The sequence below is a fragment of the Vibrio sp. LB10LO1 genome (genome assembly GCF_010092875.1).
GTDB lineage: Bacteria > Pseudomonadota > Gammaproteobacteria > Enterobacterales > Vibrionaceae > Vibrio > Vibrio campbellii.
The window spans coordinates 22,893-40,083 of record NZ_JAADJW010000017.1 but is presented as its reverse complement, the minus strand read 5'-3'; the positions used below and the strand labels follow the sequence as shown (position 1 = coordinate 40,083).

12 protein-coding genes are annotated in these 17,191 nt (G+C 45.8%); 2 read left to right on the top strand and 10 right to left on the bottom strand.

Annotated features, from left to right (window positions below):
• Positions 1-238: 238 nt before the first annotated feature.
• From GXP65_RS13875 to yccS, 3 genes are all read right to left on the bottom strand, one after another.
• A complete protein-coding gene (locus GXP65_RS13875) occupies positions 239-505 on the bottom strand; it encodes a hypothetical protein (RefSeq protein ID WP_045458547.1) in 267 nt (88 codons plus the stop codon).
• A 113-nt stretch (positions 506-618) separates the two neighbouring features.
• Positions 619-780: a hypothetical protein gene (locus GXP65_RS25070; protein WP_005431757.1), complete on the bottom strand. Its 162-nt coding sequence runs from the start codon at positions 778-780 to the stop codon at positions 619-621.
• Positions 781-1,040: 260 nt separating this feature from the next.
• Positions 1,041-3,194, bottom strand: coding sequence for a YccS family putative transporter (yccS, locus tag GXP65_RS13870; RefSeq protein WP_162093083.1), 2,154 nt, complete (start codon positions 3,192-3,194; stop codon positions 1,041-1,043).
• Positions 3,195-3,487: 293 nt separating this feature from the next.
• On the opposite strand from yccS, the gene helD reads away from it, so the two are divergent.
• Complete coding sequence (gene helD / locus GXP65_RS13865) at positions 3,488-5,557, top strand: DNA helicase IV (RefSeq protein ID WP_162093082.1); 2,070 nt, start codon at positions 3,488-3,490, stop codon at positions 5,555-5,557.
• Between the two features lie 85 nt (positions 5,558-5,642).
• Here the strand turns inward: helD and GXP65_RS13860 are convergent, their stop codons facing one another.
• Positions 5,643-6,098, bottom strand: coding sequence for a methylglyoxal synthase (locus tag GXP65_RS13860; protein ID WP_005431754.1), 456 nt, complete (start codon positions 6,096-6,098; stop codon positions 5,643-5,645).
• A gap of 65 nt (positions 6,099-6,163) precedes the next feature.
• Positions 6,164-7,192: a TMAO reductase system periplasmic protein TorT gene (gene torT / locus GXP65_RS13855; protein ID WP_265340349.1), complete on the bottom strand. Its 1,029-nt coding sequence runs from the start codon at positions 7,190-7,192 to the stop codon at positions 6,164-6,166.
• Between the two features lie 64 nt (positions 7,193-7,256).
• On the opposite strand from torT, the gene torS reads away from it, so the two are divergent.
• Positions 7,257-10,214 carry a TMAO reductase system sensor histidine kinase/response regulator TorS gene (torS, locus tag GXP65_RS13850; protein WP_162093081.1) on the top strand — a complete coding sequence of 986 codons (2,958 nt, stop codon included), beginning with the start codon at positions 7,257-7,259 and terminating at the stop codon, positions 10,212-10,214.
• 65 nt (positions 10,215-10,279) lie between these two features.
• On the opposite strand, the gene GXP65_RS13845 is transcribed toward torS, so the two are convergent.
• From GXP65_RS13845 to GXP65_RS13825, 5 genes are all read right to left on the bottom strand, one after another.
• The gene (locus tag GXP65_RS13845; protein ID WP_005431753.1) at positions 10,280-10,471 is read right to left on the bottom strand and encodes a hypothetical protein; all 192 of its coding nucleotides are present in this window, start codon (positions 10,469-10,471) and stop codon (positions 10,280-10,282) included.
• A gap of 18 nt (positions 10,472-10,489) precedes the next feature.
• The gene (locus GXP65_RS13840; RefSeq protein ID WP_162093080.1) at positions 10,490-12,847 is read right to left on the bottom strand and encodes a fatty acid cis/trans isomerase; all 2,358 of its coding nucleotides are present in this window, start codon (positions 12,845-12,847) and stop codon (positions 10,490-10,492) included.
• 131 nt (positions 12,848-12,978) lie between these two features.
• Positions 12,979-14,904 carry a TonB-dependent receptor gene (locus GXP65_RS13835; RefSeq protein WP_162093079.1) on the bottom strand — a complete coding sequence of 642 codons (1,926 nt, stop codon included), beginning with the start codon at positions 14,902-14,904 and terminating at the stop codon, positions 12,979-12,981.
• A 108-nt stretch (positions 14,905-15,012) separates the two neighbouring features.
• Complete coding sequence (locus tag GXP65_RS13830) at positions 15,013-16,353, bottom strand: sensor histidine kinase (protein WP_122020502.1); 1,341 nt, start codon at positions 16,351-16,353, stop codon at positions 15,013-15,015.
• Positions 16,350-17,108: a response regulator transcription factor gene (locus tag GXP65_RS13825; protein WP_162093078.1), complete on the bottom strand. Its 759-nt coding sequence runs from the start codon at positions 17,106-17,108 to the stop codon at positions 16,350-16,352. Before GXP65_RS13825 ends, GXP65_RS13830 begins: the two co-directional genes overlap by 4 nt.
• Positions 17,109-17,191: the final 83 nt, after the last annotated feature.

Genomic DNA, 17,191 nt, shown 5'->3' with positions numbered 1-17,191 from the left:
AAAGAAGGGCAACTAACACGAAAGCAAAAGCGCGATAGCTCATGGAGTTATCGCGCTTTTTAGTATTCAGTCCTTTTACTGTGTACGCAGTCGAGCACACTCTAGTGATACGTTTGATAGCTCAGCGGTACATCTACTAGCAATGATGGTTCACAAATCAACAGAAGAGGGTAGAAAGTGGCCGAATGAAGCTAAGAAATGGATAAACTTGTACAAATGACGAGACGTGAAGAAATGACTAAACGTGGATATCGAGCAGGCTGCCAATCACTTCGTTGTTCTTATCTACAACAGAGGCGCCGATACGGTTGTAGCTTGCCGCTTGAGTTAGGCTGACGAGAGGCTCGATTGGATTGGCTGGTAATTCAGAGGCAACCTTATTAAACGCTAGCTCGTTGTCTTTGACGAGATCCACTTTATTGAAGGTCAAATCGTTTTCTTTAACAAAGTCTTGTTGGATTTCATGCGCAGCACCTTCAGCCATCTTCTGCGACAGCTGAATCATATTATATCCGGACTGAATTCCCGATACTGGCATGTTAATCCTCTCACTTGTTATGCTTTTGTTAGCATAGGAAGTGTTGTTATTTCGTGCAAGTGCTTTTACTCAATGTTTGATTAAGCAAACAGTTTTGACAGCATCTCGCGTTCTTCACTTGATAGTAAAGGGCTTTCTTTTTTATGAAGAGAATGGTTAATGTCACCTTGTAGTGATTTCAGCTGAGCAGCAGTCAACTCATTAATCTTCTTTCGTAACTCATTAAATTGTTGAGTAGTCATCTCGACCTCCTCACGTTTCTTGGGCTTCTCCTTCATTAACCCACCTCAGCGACCTTCATGGTCACAATCAAACAGTGTTCTAATATGGTTAGAATAGGTTTTGGATGGTGATTTTTTGTCCGAGAAATGTCAGGTGGTATCAAGTGACGTGTAAGAATATTCTTATGAATAAGTCCCGTAATCATAAAGGGGTAGAATCATAGTCTACCCCTTTAATATGCGAAGCCGCTTCAATAGTCTTAGTGAGACCACAGGCTGAGTTAGTTCACGCGAACGGCAAACTTAGAGGCGAGCGAATGTAACTCCGGCAGCATGCGATAAATAAGATGCAATTGCTGAAGTACCATTCGAGCTGAATGATCGTCCTCGTCGCGCCATTCATTCAAGCGCTGCTCCAAGTTCGTATCGTTAATTGAGGATAAATCGCATTCTTCACAATGTTGATGCAATTGTTGGTGAAGCACATCTAAATGTTGGTGGATACAACGGTGTGCATCAAGCACCAATTGATGAATGGCCTCATCTTCTATTCTTGTGCGGTGTGCGCCAAGAGCAGAGATGTAGCTGAGCATGGCATGGTTAAGCGTTAAGAAGCGAAAACTCTCATCCACGGCGGTTCGATACTTACCAGGTTCTGCCAGCATCGTACTGATCGCGGAAGAAAGGTTTGCATCGTTATTGTGTGCCTGTCGACGGGCGATTCGGTAACTTAAGTTATCTTTCTTGCCAATTCGGTACTGGCCAATGATTTGACCCAGATACTGTTTATTTGCATCTATCGCATCTGACATGACCTTGTGTAAGCGCTTTGATTGCCAATCGGGCAGAATGACCATGACCGCGCCAACGGCCAGCACACAGCCAATCAGTGTATCTGCAAGGCGAGGAAGTACTACCGCATAACCTTCGCCCAGTTGGTTGAACAGGAAAAGCACTAATAGAGTGATAAAACCCGTCGCATAGCCGTAGTTGTTGATTCGGAAAGCAAAGAACATCACCCCAGAAACCACAATAAACACCAGTTGGCTTTCTTGTGAAGGGAAGAAAGTAAGAAGCGGCACACCAATCAGTAAGCCCGCCAATGTGCCTATTACACGCGCTGTGAGCTTTTGTCTTGTCGCACTGTAGTTTGGTTGGCAAACAAACAACGTGGTAAGCAGAATCCAGTAGCCACGATCAATGTCGAAGGCTTGGATGATCCCGTAGCCCGCCGTTAGTGCAATCGACATACGTAATGCATGGCGAAACAGCATCGAATCTTTGTGTAAGTTCGCTGAGATACGTTGCCACATCGCTTTAAGCGTATGTGGGTTTGTATCATCTAGCACATCTTCTTCCAAGCGCTCTGCATCTGGGTTGTTAATATTACTAAGCTGTTTCTCTACGGTCGCAAGGTTATTGAACAAGTAGGTTAACTGGCTCAGAAGACGCTTCCAGTGAGCTTGTTCTTGCTCTTCCAAATAACCCAATGAGTTCTGTAATTCGGCTAACGCCAAAATCGACTGGTCAGTATGGGTGTATTCGTTCCCTAATCGAATCGCATGAGCAATATCGCGACAAGCCTGAGCTTGGGACTCAAGTAAGTTCTTAAAGCGGAATAAAACGTCTGAGCGCTCGAATTCGGTGGCCAAATCTTGATAACGATAGTGGCTTGAGCTAACTCGTTCGTGGATATCTTGTGCGATAAAGTAGATATTCAAAAATCGGTCACTTGGGCCATCAATGTGCCCACGCTTAGAGCGGCTTAATAGCGTTGCTTTACAAGCGTTGAGAGCGTTTACTGTAGCCGCATTTAACTTTGCTGCCTCGATACGCATCGGCTGAGGCGTTAAATTTGTGACTGGATGAAATAGCTTGGCCTTCGCGTCGAGATAATTGGCGATTTGGAGGAATACAGTTGCAAGACTTTGCTGAACCGGTTGCAGTGGCCAGAACATCTGCCAAATCATCGACATGAAATAGTACCAAGCCGCACCAGTGAGAAGTAGCAGCGGTTGAAACCAAATGTTGGTACTTTCATGGGCGCCTAGCATGGTGTAGATGGCGATCAGTAACGATCCAAACGCGATGCTGGCGTATTTCGGGCCGATAGCACCCAGCATGATAAAGCCAAAGGTTGAGACAAACAGCCCGACCGCAAAAGCCCATGGCGTATCAAAGAGAATCTCAATTGAGAAAGCGGCGACGGCGAAACAGATAAAGGTAAGAATCAGTGCTTTGACCCTTCCTGTGAAGCTGTCGTCACTCTCTGCCAATGCAGCCGCGATAACACCTAAGATGAGGGGCGTGATCAATGAGTTTTGTTGAAAGTACCATGCAGGAATCACGACGCCTAATAAGGTAATAAGGATCAGGATGCTGTAGTTGATGGTTTTGTTTGCCCAATAGAGGCGAAATTTTAAAGCAGCTTGCACAATGCGCCTTTCGTTGCCGGTGGAAAACGAGAGAATTTTAACAAACTCACTATAGCGCGTTTATGACCTAATTTAATAAAAATCGTCATTTGCTCAGGAAATTAACAGAATTGTCATTGACTTAACGCATCGATAGCGAGCGATAGAGATAATCGTTGTTCACAAATTCAACAGTAATGTGATTTTTAATTAAGAATACCGACAGAAGGCGATTTGTGCCTCATCCATCGCTACAATTTAACCGTCTAAAATGATATAAAACTGGAACTTCTATATCAAAAGGCGCACCTTTCATGCAGCTTACTGCCTCTAATAAAGCACAGTTTTTTATTCAAAATGAGTATTACCAAGTCGAAATAAAAGAGAACAGTGTTTTATTAAGTTCAGTGGGTAGTGAAGAACACATCCCATTTACTATTTGGAATGGCAAAGTGAGCGTTAAACGCGGTCTACTTTGGAGCTCTCTTCAGTTCTTTGCTCATGAGCAAGATGGCAAGCAACAAAGTTGGCTCGTTCAAGGTTTGCCTTGGCCACATTGTCGTAAGTTTGCGGTTGAAGCGGTACGTCAATATCAAGATTGGCACAATACCCAGTGCCGCAAACTCGTGGAATACCTTCCTAAGTGGGAAGATGAGTTGTATCAACTTAAACACCTTCCGGCTTATCTATCGCATTCAAAAGTTCAAACCTGGGTCGACCAACTCAACAGTGAATTAGTTGAAATCAAAACCAGCTTGGTAGAAGCGAAAATGCGCATGCCCAAGCGAATGGCTGAGATTGAACCGTGGCTTTCAGAGACTTCTCAAACGCTGAGCGAGCGAAATCACGAGTGGCTTGAGAATGAACGCCCGAATTGGGAAGTACTATTTAGCCGGATCGAATCTTCACCATTGAATCTCTCGCAGCAGCATGCTGTGCTTCTCAATGATGATCACAACCTTGTTTTAGCGGGGGCAGGTTCCGGTAAGACGAGTGTACTGACGGCGCGTGTGGCGTATTTACTGCAAAGTCACCAAGCACAAGCGGAAGAGCTTTTGATGCTGGCCTTTGGTCGTGACGCTGCGAAAGAGATGAAAGAGCGCTTGGTCGATAAAGTGGGCTTGGCGGCAGAAGGCGTTCGCGTGAATACTTTTCACCAACTTGGTCTGCGCATTTTAAACCAAGTGGAACCTCAGCCGGTAGAAATCAGCCCACTTGCTTTAGATGACAATCAACGCACAGCATGGTGCATCGATTGGCTCAAGAAGCACTGGATGACACCGACTAACTTTAAGCGCTGGCAAAAGCACTTAGATAAGTGGCCGATTGCGTACTTGAAAGGTGATGATGAGCTAGGTAGTCACTCCGAAAACCCGAAATTGATCGCTTGGCTAGACAATCAACTGTCACAGCTTGCTGCGGTTGGCCTGACTAAAAAGCAAGTGCAAGAAAAGCTGGTGAATCACCAAGACTATACGCGCTTGAACAGTGAGCTTGCACTGTGTTGGCCGTGCTTTAGTGCGTGGCAAAAGATGCTAAAAGAGACCAATCAGGTGGATTTCCCAACGATGATCAGTCGAGCGACGGATTACGTCAAGAAAGGGAAATACATTTCGCCTTGGCGCTTTATTATGGTGGATGAATACCAAGATATCTCTCCTGACCGTTTAGCGCTTATAGAAGCGCTATGTGAGTCAACAGAGAAGCAAGCGGGAGCAACCTTGTTTGCTGTAGGCGATGATTGGCAGGCAATTTATCAGTTTGCAGGGGCCGATGTGGATCTCACAACGGGCTTCCAAGATCGATTCACACACTCAACCGTGCATCATTTAGACACCACGTACCGCTTCAACAACCAAATCGGTGATGTAGCAAATACCTTTGTACAAGAGAACCCATCTCAGTTGCCAAAGACCCTGAACAGTCATAAGCAACGCAAGCAGAAGAGCGTGCACACTGCACCAAGCAACCAAGTTGAGAAGATCCTTGATCAGCTCAACCAACAGGCGAAGAAAACCAAATCAGTATTGCTACTGGGTCGTAACCATTACCACAAGCCTGATTTATATGATGACTGGTTGAAGCGATTCCCTAAACTTGAGATTCGCTTTATGACCTGCCACGCGAGCAAGGGCAGGGAAGCAGACTTTGTAATCATCCTATCGGTGGATGAAGGCCAGTTCCCAGCGAAGAAGAAGCAAGCGCATATCGATGGCGCGTTGAGTGAATCAAAAGACAAATATCCGTATGCCGAAGAGCGTCGTTTGTTCTATGTCGCTTTAACGCGTGCTAAAGAGAAAGTTTGGATTACCCATACCGGCGCAGGTTCTGCGTTTGTGCAAGAGTTGGTAAACGGCGATTATCCAATCGTAACTTCAAGATAAAATCTACCCTTGACTTAATTACAACAAAGGCGATACTCAGTATAGCCTTTGCTTTATTTGTGACTGACAGAGCCACTAATCGAAATTAAGTGCGTTCTGCTAGGTATGCATCGTAGTCTGGTACTTCAATATCCACTTCTTGGTCGATCAGTGGAGAATTGAACAGGAACTTAGCGGTTGCACGGTTTGTCGCTACAGGGATGTTCCAAACACTCGCAATACGGAGTAGGGCTTTCACATCTGGATCATGTGGAACGGCATTAAGTGGATCCCAGAAGAAGACCAGTACGTCGATATTGCCTTCAGAAATTAACGCGCCAAGTTGTTGGTCGCCACCCATTGGACCGCTGATCATGCTTTTGATAGCAAGGCCAGTTTCTTTGCTTAGCATATGGCCCGTAGTGCCTGTTGCGTACAAGAAGTGGCTTTGTAGCTTTTCTTTATTCTCTTTTACCCAACGAAGCAGTTCTGGTTTGCAGTTATCGTGGGCAACCAATGCCACATGCTTGTGTGCTGGCATGGTACGAGTTGTTTTTTGCATTAAGTTATTTCCATCTTTAATGATCTTAAATTCACTACCATCAAATAGAACACATTTTTTGCCAATCAATCAACAGCCTTAACGCTGAAAGTCGGCCTATATTCTGACGGAGATAACGATTCTTCAATTGTGTCGTCATGAAGCGTCTTTGGTGTCAACGGTTTGATCACTGGGGATGCGTGTTCTTCATACGGTTCATGGCGCAAATAGTGCGTTGCTTGCATCACAGAAAGGCGTCCTTGCTCAACCATTTTGTCGGTTGGAGCGAACAGTACTTTATGACGAAGTAGGCCACGATAAACACCGTGGCTGAGGTACACAGAAACCAGACCAATGTCTTTGGCCTTGCCCGCACTGCGCAGTTCACTGATGGCGGCCTCGATAGCAACGGCACTACCAACGATATAGTCGATGTCGCCCATATCAATCACGCGTTGAACTAGGTTACGCTGTAACTCCTTGTCGTTGTCGGCCCAGTAAGAGTCAACGATGTTAATGTCGCTGTCTTTGATGGCTTCATAAAACCCTGTCGTTACAGGTTTTGTACCGCCGCGAGTTCTTGGGCCAAGCAGTAGAGCAATATTGGTTTTACCTGAGCCCTTAGGGTGCTTTTCTGCTAAGTATTTGCCAGCTTCGTAGCCCATCCAGTACCAATCAACACCAACTACACCTTTCAGCAGTTTGGTTTGTTCTTCGTCGAGTTCAAGCTGGTTAACGGTGGCAAAAACTGGAGTATTGCCAACCCAGTTTTTAAGGTTGTGCTCGTAGGCTTGCGGATCGACCGTCCCGAGAATGATTGCATCGGCGCCCCATTGGGTACACAAAGCAAGCTGTTGCTCTTGACGGGTTTTGTTCGGATATCCCCCAGCTTCGAGAACGCGCAGGTCAACACCGAGTTTTTCCGCTTCGGAAACCATTCCATAGTTTACTGATAGCCAGTATGAATCCTTTAAATGAGGGTAAATGGCACAGATTTTTTCTGCAGCAAAGCTTGGCACTGAAGCGAAAAGTGACAATGCGAGTGCAGAATGTGCGAAAATTGTGCGATATGGACGCTGATTTATAACCATGAAATGAAGTTCGTTGGCATAGATTAAGTAAACACTGCAAAATATAACGTAATATGTCGCCGAACACGAATATTAAGGTCAGGAAAATATGTTGCTAGCTACCGCAAGCATCGGTCGTAAACTGTTGTTGTCCTTCATTGCTATGGCAATGTTGGTGATGTTATCAGCGTTAATCGGTGTATCAGGGTTCTCTCTGGTGGCAAAAACAGAAAGGAACGTCGTGGACTCTGCCATACCGGCAATGATAGAAGCTCGACAAGTATCAGAGCTCAGTACCCGTATTATTTCATCGGTGCAAATGTTGTCGAATGCGCAAAATGAACAAGAGCGTAAAGAGGCGGGACGCGTCCTGTTCGATCAACTTGAGTCATTGCTGACGCACATTAAAGAGTTGGGCGGCGAATCTTTTGATGCTCAGCTTCTTGAAGCGCTAGAAAATAACGTCCAGAACGTGATTAACAACCTAGCGGAGCTCGGCGTCACAGTAGAACGTAAATTGTGGCTAACCAAAGAGATCGACACTCGCGTTGAGGAAATGCGTTTGTTGAGCGAAGAGTTAGAACAGTTAACACGTACGCAAGTACAAAACACCAGTACGATTGCGGTTGCTAACGTTACCCATATTTATGACCTGTTGGAATCCAACAAGAAAGCCCAAGTGTATCAAGCACTGGATGCGTTAGTTGAAGTCGACCTAGACCTGACTGAGCGACTGCATGAACTGCATTTGTTGGCGTTCAAAATGCTCAACCAGATTGAAGAAGCCCGCACACTCACCAACGTCGATCGTATTCAACAAATCCAAACGGCGTTTGAAGATAATCTCAAGATCATGAAGCGTCGTGTGCTTGCGGTAGAAGACCCAACTCGCTCACAACAAATGAGTCAGTTGCTCACTGATCTTGGTAAACGCCAAGTCGTGTTCACCATCTTGCTTCAACAGTATGAGAACAATGAACAGTCGCAAGAGTTAATGCAAAAAACGCTTGAGCTTTTCTCTGAGTTGAATGGTACGGTGAATAAGCTGGTGGATGACTCTAACCAGACCACGCGCGTTGCTGTTGACCAACTGACCAGCACCTTGAAGTTCGCGCAGTGGTCTCTGACGGTGATTTCTATCATTGGCCTTATCATCGTCGTAATCATTCTTTGGCGCGTTGTTTATGTCTCTGTAGTGAAGCGTTTAGCAGAGTACTCATCTGCGCTACTGTCTGTTGCCCAAGGCAACCTTGCGGTTGAGCTAGAAGTAAAAGGTAAAGATGAGCTGGCACATATGGGACAAGCGATCATCACGGCACGTAACACTGCACAAGCATTAAAAGTTGTCGCTGAAGGCGAGGCGAAAGCCAAACGCGAGCTGGAAGAGCACAAGGAGCACTTGGAAGAGCTGGTTGAGCAACGAACATCCCAGTTGAAACAAGCAAACCGTCGTTTGAATGAAGAGGTGTTAAACCACGCTAAAGCGCGCAAACAAGCGGAACAAGCAAGCCGGGCGAAATCTGCTTTCCTTGCGACGATGAGCCACGAAATTCGTACGCCAATGAATGGGGTGTTGGGAACTGCCCGTCTACTGATTGACTCTGGTTTGAATCCAATGCAAAAACGCTACGCGGAAATCATCAACCGCAGTGGTAAAACCTTGTTAGCCATTTTGAATGACGTATTGGATTACTCGAAAATCGAAGCCGGACACTTGGAGATACGCAGCTTAGGTTTCGACTTGCATCAGATGGTGGAAGATACCTTCCAATTGATGAACGGAAAGGCACAAGAGAAGAAGCTATTGTTCTCTTACCATATTGAAAGTGATGTCGGGCGTTACTGGAAAGGAGACGTTACTCGAATCAACCAAGTCTTAAGCAATTTGGTTGGTAACGCGATTAAATTCACTGAAGAAGGTGAGATTGATATCTACGTTAGCCTCAACCCAGAAGACGAGTCACAAGTTCTGTTTGAAGTGTCTGACACAGGTATTGGCATTGCCAAGAAAGATCAGAAAACGCTATTTGATGCCTTTACCCAAGCGGAAGGTGGGATGAACCAAACTGGTGGCACTGGCTTAGGCCTGGCAATCAGCCGTCGCATCATTCAGGCCATGGGTGGTTGTTTGGATGTGGATTCGGAAGAAGGCCACGGTAGCCGCTTCTGGTTCTCTATTCCCCTAGAAGAAAGCGAGCCAGTAGAAACCGTAACGATTGCAAATGCCCGTTGTAAGGTTCGTGCAAAAGTCCTAGTTGTAGAAGATAACCCTGTTAACCGCGTGGTGGCGGAAGGCTTCTTAGAGAGCATGGGGCATGAAGTTATGATGGCAGAAAATGGCCTAGAAGCGGAGCAGATCATTGACAAGCATGATTTCGACATCGCTTTGGTTGATATCAACTTGCCAGATTGTAACGGTGCTGATTTAATCCACCGCCTCAAACGTATAGAGCGTAATAAGCCAGCCGACAAAGCATTGGCTCCAACGCCAATGGTCGCGGTTTCTGCTCATGTATTTGCTGAAGAAGTGGAAAGCTACTTAGCCGCAGGCTTTGATGGTTATTTACCGAAGCCAATGGAAAAAGAAGCACTTGCGGCGCTCATTCAAGACATGTTGGATGGCAAGCAGCTCTTATTACCTCAAGAGTGCGTTCTTCAAGATGAGACAACGACAACAACGAATAACAATGAAATGTTAGTCACAACAGACCCAATAGCAGAGGAACCAGCGATGGTAATCATCAACCCGAATGTGATTCAATCAGACATGAAGTTTTTGGGCAGAGAGAAGATGCTGCACATCATCGATTTGTTCCGACAAACCAGTGCTGATGTATTAAGCCAAATGGAAGCTTCAGCGGAAAATGGTGAGAGCCGAGCGGTAAAAGATCTAGCCCATAAACTGAAAGGCAGCGCAGGTAGTTTAGGTTTAACGGCTTTAATGAACACATGTCAGAGTATTGAGGTTGCAGCGGAGTCGCTGGAGGCATACACAGAGCATAACAACGCGTTAAAAACGCAAGTGAGTGAGTCAGTGATTGCTTTGGATAATTTGATGGCGCAATAAGCTCTTCACGGCCTTACTGCTTGAACCATAAACAAAAACCTCCGGTTTGCGCCGGAGGTTTTTTTCTATTCGGTCATGTCGTCTTCCCACTCAAACCGAGTATCTAGGGCATAAGGATCATCTTCAAATGGATGTTCAACTCTGCCACGCAAGTATTCGAGTTGGTGCTCTAACATGTTGACCGTGTCGTAATCCCCCTCTGAGCAAGCAACGTAGATCTGTTGCTCGAGAGCGGCAATGTTGTCTCGGATACCCATGAGAACCCCCTTAAATCATCAACGATTCTCAAAACGATTATAGTCAAGTAAACCAAATTCGATCGGTTGTTTTGTACGATACCAAGCGTGGATTCGATCGCTAAATGGCCAGAACTTTTCTGAGCTTCGGCGAATCGCAAAATTATCCAGTAACTTAACGTAATCACTCTCTGATTTTAGGGTGCTAAATTGATCGACAAATTCTTTTACTTGATCTTCTTCGATCGAGAAAAATGCCGCCGGATAGCTACCAACGACTCCTCGAACGATGGTCATATCATCGTTGGCAAAGTCACGGTTGCTCTCTTCATTAAATAGGCTCGAAATGTTGATGTGCGCATTATTGTGAAGAAGGGTAAACAGCTCATCTTTCCCAGATTCACTGCGAACCATCAGCATGGTGATTTGCGGAACGGTTTTTAATCCTTCTCCACGAACTTGGTTGATACTCGCCAATTGCTGTTCGCTTTCTACTGTCAGCGCCGTATCGATGATGTCGTAGCGTGGCAGCAGGATAGGTGAAACTTGCTTACGTAGAATATCCAATAGCTCTGACTTAGGATCGTCAGTATGGTAGACGACGCTAGTTGGCTGACTAAATGGAGCGACATTGCGTTGCAAGAAATCACTTAACTGGCGAGGTTGATCTTGATACCAACCTGAATGTTCTTGGTGACGCATATCCGCAGGAAGTAGGGCGATGAAGTTACTTTCCCCTTCCAGACGTAAGAAGTCCATGAACATGCGAGTGATCAGCTGGTGGCCAAAGTTACCGTAAACATCGAAACCAGCAACGAGCAGGTAATGAATACGCTCTAGGAGGGCATAGTCCAATACCCAAGCGGTTTTAGGTTGCTCACCAACTAAGCCTTGTACCACCGATGCGCTATCAAAGTGACGGAAGACAGTAAGCGCAGCATTGGGGTTGGTGCCGTTGCCATCCCAAATTACGTCCGTAGAAAGGTGTTCACCGTTCTTAAACCATTTGTTGATGAAGTCCGATTTCGCCTCAAGGTAACGCGCTTGTTGGCGTGAGTATTTCACCCAGTTAGTCACGGGCACCGTATTACTCTCAAGCTCTCCCGGAAGCTTCAAATTGGCCGCTTGCGAGCGGTAGAACTCGTTTACTTCAGGGATGTCGGCTTTTTCCGGATCTAGGAAGAATACCCAAAAGCGGTCATTAATTACGTTTAACGCCAGCTGCCCACGACATACCGGACCTTTGATGTAGGCCATGATGGTATTCTGAGCGTTGTCCAACATAAATTTGAAGCGAGCCTTCACAGGCAAATCAATGAAAGCCGTCATTGGGTTTGCCGCAATTTCAGGCTCATAGCTCGGCAGTTGTGCTACTTCATAATCCGCATCTATGAACCATTTTTTCCAATTCTCGATACGCTGCTCATTGAGCGCAAATGGCATGTGCGTTTTATCGACGATAGTGCCTTGCTCTGGAATGATGCGGTAGTAGACACGCTCGACCTTCGGGTCATCATATGGGCGACGAGTCGTAATACGTTTCACTGGCTGACCCGGCGGTGTAGCAGAGCGAACTAAGATAAAGAAACGCGGCTGTTCGCCATCCAACTCAGAGAAGAATAGGTGAGATAAGAAAAGGTGCTCGTAAATGTAGCGAGCAGCAAGTTGATTTTTACGAGAACTTTTGTTCAGTAATGCTTCGTACTTATCTATCTCTGTTTGTTGTTGCTCTGTCAGTGGTACATGCGCATTCATGATGGCGCCATTTTCCAACCACAGCATCAGGGTTTTATATTCTGCCGCCGTTAAGTTAGGCATACCAAAAGGCATTCCCCATGTTGGGTTATCGCGCTCGTATTGATCGTATTCTTCAATGGTTGGACACGTTTGTTCGCGATCGATGGAGAAATCAAAACCTTCTAATTGAACTTGGTCCGGTAATGGATGGCGTTCTTTTTGTTGCAGCATACGTGCAATCAAACCTGCGTCCATATTAGCCGCCATGCTCTGCTCACGCTCGTTGAGCACAGGATGAAAGCCAGCATTACGCCACTCTTGAGTGGTTTGCGCATCTTCAAATAAGCGAGTTGGAGCAGCAGCGGTCAAGCGTGTACCTTCGTAAACCAAGGCCTTGCTAGCACCACGGTCTATGCCTTCTACGGAAGAAAGTTTTAACTGACAAGGGGCGTCGTAGCAGGCATGACAGACCACACAGCGGTTATCTACGGTGGGTTTAACATCATGTTGAAAGAAATCGGCTTGCGGTGTGTCGATGGTTGCCGTTCGCTCACGTACTTGTTGTGAACCGAACAGTTGGTCGTAGTTCAGCCCTGCGTAAGTTGCACAGCCCGCGAATAAAGTGGCGATGCAGAGTATAAAAATCAAACGTAAATTCATTGAGTTATTTTGAGTAAATTGAATTTGCGTTAATTAAAGCAAAATACGCCGCTAAATACCAAAAATCGGAGCAATTCGCTCCGACTTTTGAGTTGGTATTGTTCGATAAAAAGCGGCTTTGTCGACCAATACTAGAACGCGTAAGTGACGTTAAAGCGGAAGTCTCGCCCTGGACTTGCATAACCTTGAGCGACAGGACTGCCGATGTATGCCATGTATGATGCGTGGTCAAAGTAGTATTTGTCGAATACATTCTTAACAGACAGCGTCAGAGATAACTCTTCGTCTGCAATAGGCATCCAATATGCGTAAACATCATGCACTCCATAGCCCGGCTTTTCTGGGTGAACGGTTGGATCCGCTACATCGGTTAAGCGCTCAACAAATCGAGCATTCCAGCCAAACTCCAGTGACTCCATTGGTTGGTAAATGAGGTCAAGAACCCAAGTGTCGCCGATAGATGTGCCCAGCGTTGAGTCTTCATCTGATAGTGGAGTACCGTTAAGTTCTGGACGAGATTGGTTGTAACTCAATCGGGCAGACACATTAGCAATCGCATAACCTAAGTAAGCGGTAATACCTTGGTTATCTAAATCACCCACATTGGTGTAAACCGCGCCTTGGTTTGTTACCACGTCTTTGATGGTGCTATCAAAGAAGGTGACGCCAGCGAAGAAATCATCGTATTGGTAATTTGCCCCTAGCTCTAAGTTACGTGCTTCTTCAGGCTTACGATTTGGGTCGTTTTCGCGGTAGTCGATAACAAACAGTTCTTTGATTTGATGGCCACGAAACGCTTCTGCATAACTAGCAAATAGGTTCAAACCTTCCAACGCATTGTAATTAATACCCACGTTAGGGCTAAAGCCGCTCGAATCGAAGTCTTGCTCCATGTTGTCAGTAAGCTCATACCAGTCATAACGAGCGCCAGCGGTAAGAATGATGGTTTCTGTTAGCATCCAATCATCTTGAACAAACAAGCCGTAAACGGTGCCTTTCTCCTCATCGTTCTTTTTACCATCGTAGTTGGTTTCAAACTCAGATTTGTCTTTCTTGTAATCCAAACCGTAAACCAAGGTATGGCCTGTTAATTTGCTCGTATTGAAGATCTTTATGCCGGACGTTTGAATTGAGCCATCACTGGTGCCCCAGCGAGGGTGATCTTTATGAGCTAAGCGGCTATCGGTGTAGTAGAAAGTGGTGTCGAGATTGAAAAGGTCGCTTGCGTTATATTTGTGGTTAAGCGTAAAAGTAGAACGATCGGTTTCTTGATCGAGAGGCGCATTTTTAAAGCTTGGTTGGAAGTGGGGGCGATTTAAGCGACGGCCATCGTCATTACGATAGTCGTAGCTTACCGAGAGGTAGTGTTCGTCGTTGAGTTGACCGGATAGCTTAAGGAGCGCAACTTGCTGTTCTAACGCAGTGTACGGCTGTTCCTGGCCTTTGCCGTCTTCGATGTTATCCCCGTCGACGTAACCAAATGATGCAAGTAGGCCAAGCTGATCGGCGACTTCTCCATACAAACTTGCCGAAACTTTGTAACCTTCATTATTGGTGTAGTAACCGCCTTTGAGCATAGCGCCGTAGGTTTCACCTGCAGTAAGGAGGTCATGTGCGTCTTTAGTGGTGAACTTTATAGCGCCACCCAATGCTCCGGGGCCATCTGTTGCTCGTCCTGCTCCCGCACTAACATCAACTTGCTTGAGCAGTTCAGGCTCGATAGATAATCGACCTTGGTGATGGAATAGGTTACCGGATTGTTCCGCGCCGTCGATAGACACATTCAGCATGGTATCTTCCAGACCGCGGACATAGATCTTTTGAGAAACGCCAGAAGAGCCACCAACACTAATTTCTGCATCTTTCCGGAAAATGTCATTCAGATCTTGTGCCTGCGATTTGGCGAGCTGATCGGAGTCAATCGTAATATCGATTCCTTCAGGAGTGTGGCCTAGCACCTCCATCACTTCCATGTCATCGTTGGCGTAAGTCACTTGGGAAGCGACGAAAAGGGCGATGGTAAGTGGGCTTAACTTAAATACGGTTGAAGCGGACACCGTAACCTCCATTGTTAATGAGAATTATTATCGAGTGAGATTTTGGTGATTCTTCCACTCTGAGTAAACGACTTTTACAACTGTTACAATTCTTGTAGTCAGCAGGCGTTAAACTCGCTTAGGCAAGGTAATATCCATAGTTAAACCTTGCACATGTGCGTTGTAGGCAACGATCTTGCCGCCAACCGCTTCAATGTGTCGTTTCGCCAATGCTAATCCAACACCAAAGCCTTTTCGGGATACGACTTGATTGTTGGCCTTGAAGAAAGGTTTGAATATCTGTTGGTATAAACTCGGGTCTATACCTGGGCCAGAATCAATGATGAGGATTTGATAATGTTCGAGGCAGTTTAGTATTCGAACTTCGAGTATCTCATCGGGTTGGGTGTATCGTAGGCCATTACGAATGACGTTTTCCAATGCTTGACTGAGAGCCATTTGATTGGAGTGTTGGATGGGTAATGGTTCGTCTTGATGTAGTGATATCTGTCTATCTGAGTACTCGAATCGGGCATCTTCGACGATGATTTCAACCAGTTCAGCTAAGTCAAATTCCTCTGTCCTAAGATTTGGTTGCTCGTTTTCAATCCATGCTAGTGTGAGTGTGTCTTCTGCGGTCGTGCGCATTTTGTGGGTATCGCTTTTGATTCGCTCCAACATTTGTTCACGTTCGATATTCTTATCTACACAATCAATGGCCATCTCAATTCGAGCGAGTGGAGTGCGTATCTCGTGGGACATATCGGCAATAAGGTTACGATTGTGGCGAATCACATCCGATGTTCGCTCTGCCATATAATCGAAGGTGCGTGCAACTTGGCTGATTTCATCATTGCCCAACTTCATAGTCTGACCAATTCGCGCTGAGTAATCGCCTTGACTGAAAGCTTGGCTTGCGCGGTGGAATTGCTGTAACGGGCGCATGACATAGCGGTACAAATAAACAGTCAGTGCGAGTAGAGAAAGAAAGGGAATAACGAAGCGAAACAACCAAAACGCGTGAGACATGTAGGTTCCCGGTCTCATCCGGTCAGGTAACAGAATCAAAAAGTGGTATCCGGAAGGGGACAGAGGGACTTCCATAATCGGATTGTCTGGAAAATCGAGATGGATCTTCCATTCAACGCTTCGGCCAATACCATAGCCTTGCCAAAAACGCTCGTTAAGTGGGTTTCCCCCTTTTACGTCAAGACGGGATTGCAGCACTGTCGCCCATGTGGACTCATCAATGGCGAGCTGTTCTAACCAGATGTCCAGTCCTTGCCAATCTTGTTGGTCTACATAGGTTTGTGCGGTATGTCCCCAGGCTAAAATTTGTTGGCGATGAGATTTCTTCAAATAGCTCATTTTCTCGTTGGAGAGAATGGCTGCGCTGTGAATCAAGGAGAAAAAGATAACCACGCCCAAGGATAAGACGACAAACAATCGCCAAAACAGCATCTTCTTCATTTAAAAATATATCCTTTACCATGCACGGTTTGGATTCGGTCGTTCGACATACCCTCAGCAATAAGACGCTTACGCACACGGCTTAGATGCATGTCGAGGGCGCGATCGTATTGGCTGAACTGACGTTCTAAAATCGTTTGATAGAGGAAGGGTTTACTCAAAACTTCTTCACGGTGCTCGACCAAGGTCCACAGAAGTTTGAATTGAATAGGGGTCAGCTGAATTGGGGTCATCTCAGGGCGACGATGTATATTGACCGTGTGATTTTGTTTATCGAGCAGCAGTTCTCTTTCACTCAATTGTGTGGGGGAGTTGGGCTGCTGTATAAGTTGAGTACGACGCAAAATCGCTTCAATGCGTAAACTCACTTCCGTGAAGTTACAGGGTTTAGTGATGTAATCGTCGGCACCGCATTTAAGCCCTTGAATTCGATATTCTTCTGCACCGTAAGCGGTAAGCATGACAACCGGGGTTTGTGACTGCGAGCGAATCACATTGAGTACTTCAAAGCCGTCTAGGTTGGGTAAGTTAACGTCCAGAATGACCAAGTCGAAGGCTTGTTGTTGGAATGTCTTTAGCGCAGTGTCTCCCTCAAGCATTGACACAACGTTGTAGCACAGTGCTTTAAGAAGCTCTGTCAGCTGTAGGTTCAGGTCTGGGTCATCTTCGGCCAATAAAATTGATGGAGCGGGAGAGGGTGGGCTAGAAGATCTAAATGGCTTTGTATGAATATCGCTTAGTATTGGGCTGAACATAATGAAAGATGATTAATTATTGATAATGTAAATTATTATCAATAATTCTCAGGTAACAATCAATCTGGTCAATAAGAAGGTCG

Excerpts from the sequence above, each read along its gene's own strand:
- GXP65_RS13840 (WP_162093080.1), bottom strand. The coding sequence starts at position 12,847 with ATGAATTTACGTTTGATTTTTATACTCTGCATCGCCACTTTATTCGCG.
- torS (WP_162093081.1), top strand. The coding sequence starts at position 7,257 with ATGTTGCTAGCTACCGCAAGCATCGGTCGTAAACTGTTGTTGTCCTTC.
- GXP65_RS13875 (WP_045458547.1), bottom strand. The coding sequence starts at position 505 with ATGATTCAGCTGTCGCAGAAGATGGCTGAAGGTGCTGCGCATGAAATC.
- GXP65_RS25070 (WP_005431757.1), bottom strand. The coding sequence starts at position 780 with ATGACTACTCAACAATTTAATGAGTTACGAAAGAAGATTAATGAGTTG.
- GXP65_RS13860 (WP_005431754.1), bottom strand. The coding sequence starts at position 6,098 with ATGCAAAAAACAACTCGTACCATGCCAGCACACAAGCATGTGGCATTG.
- GXP65_RS13825 (WP_162093078.1), bottom strand. The coding sequence starts at position 17,108 with ATGTTCAGCCCAATACTAAGCGATATTCATACAAAGCCATTTAGATCT.
- helD (WP_162093082.1), top strand. The coding sequence starts at position 3,488 with ATGCAGCTTACTGCCTCTAATAAAGCACAGTTTTTTATTCAAAATGAG.
- GXP65_RS13845 (WP_005431753.1), bottom strand. The coding sequence starts at position 10,471 with ATGGGTATCCGAGACAACATTGCCGCTCTCGAGCAACAGATCTACGTT.
- GXP65_RS13830 (WP_122020502.1), bottom strand. The coding sequence starts at position 16,353 with ATGAAGAAGATGCTGTTTTGGCGATTGTTTGTCGTCTTATCCTTGGGC.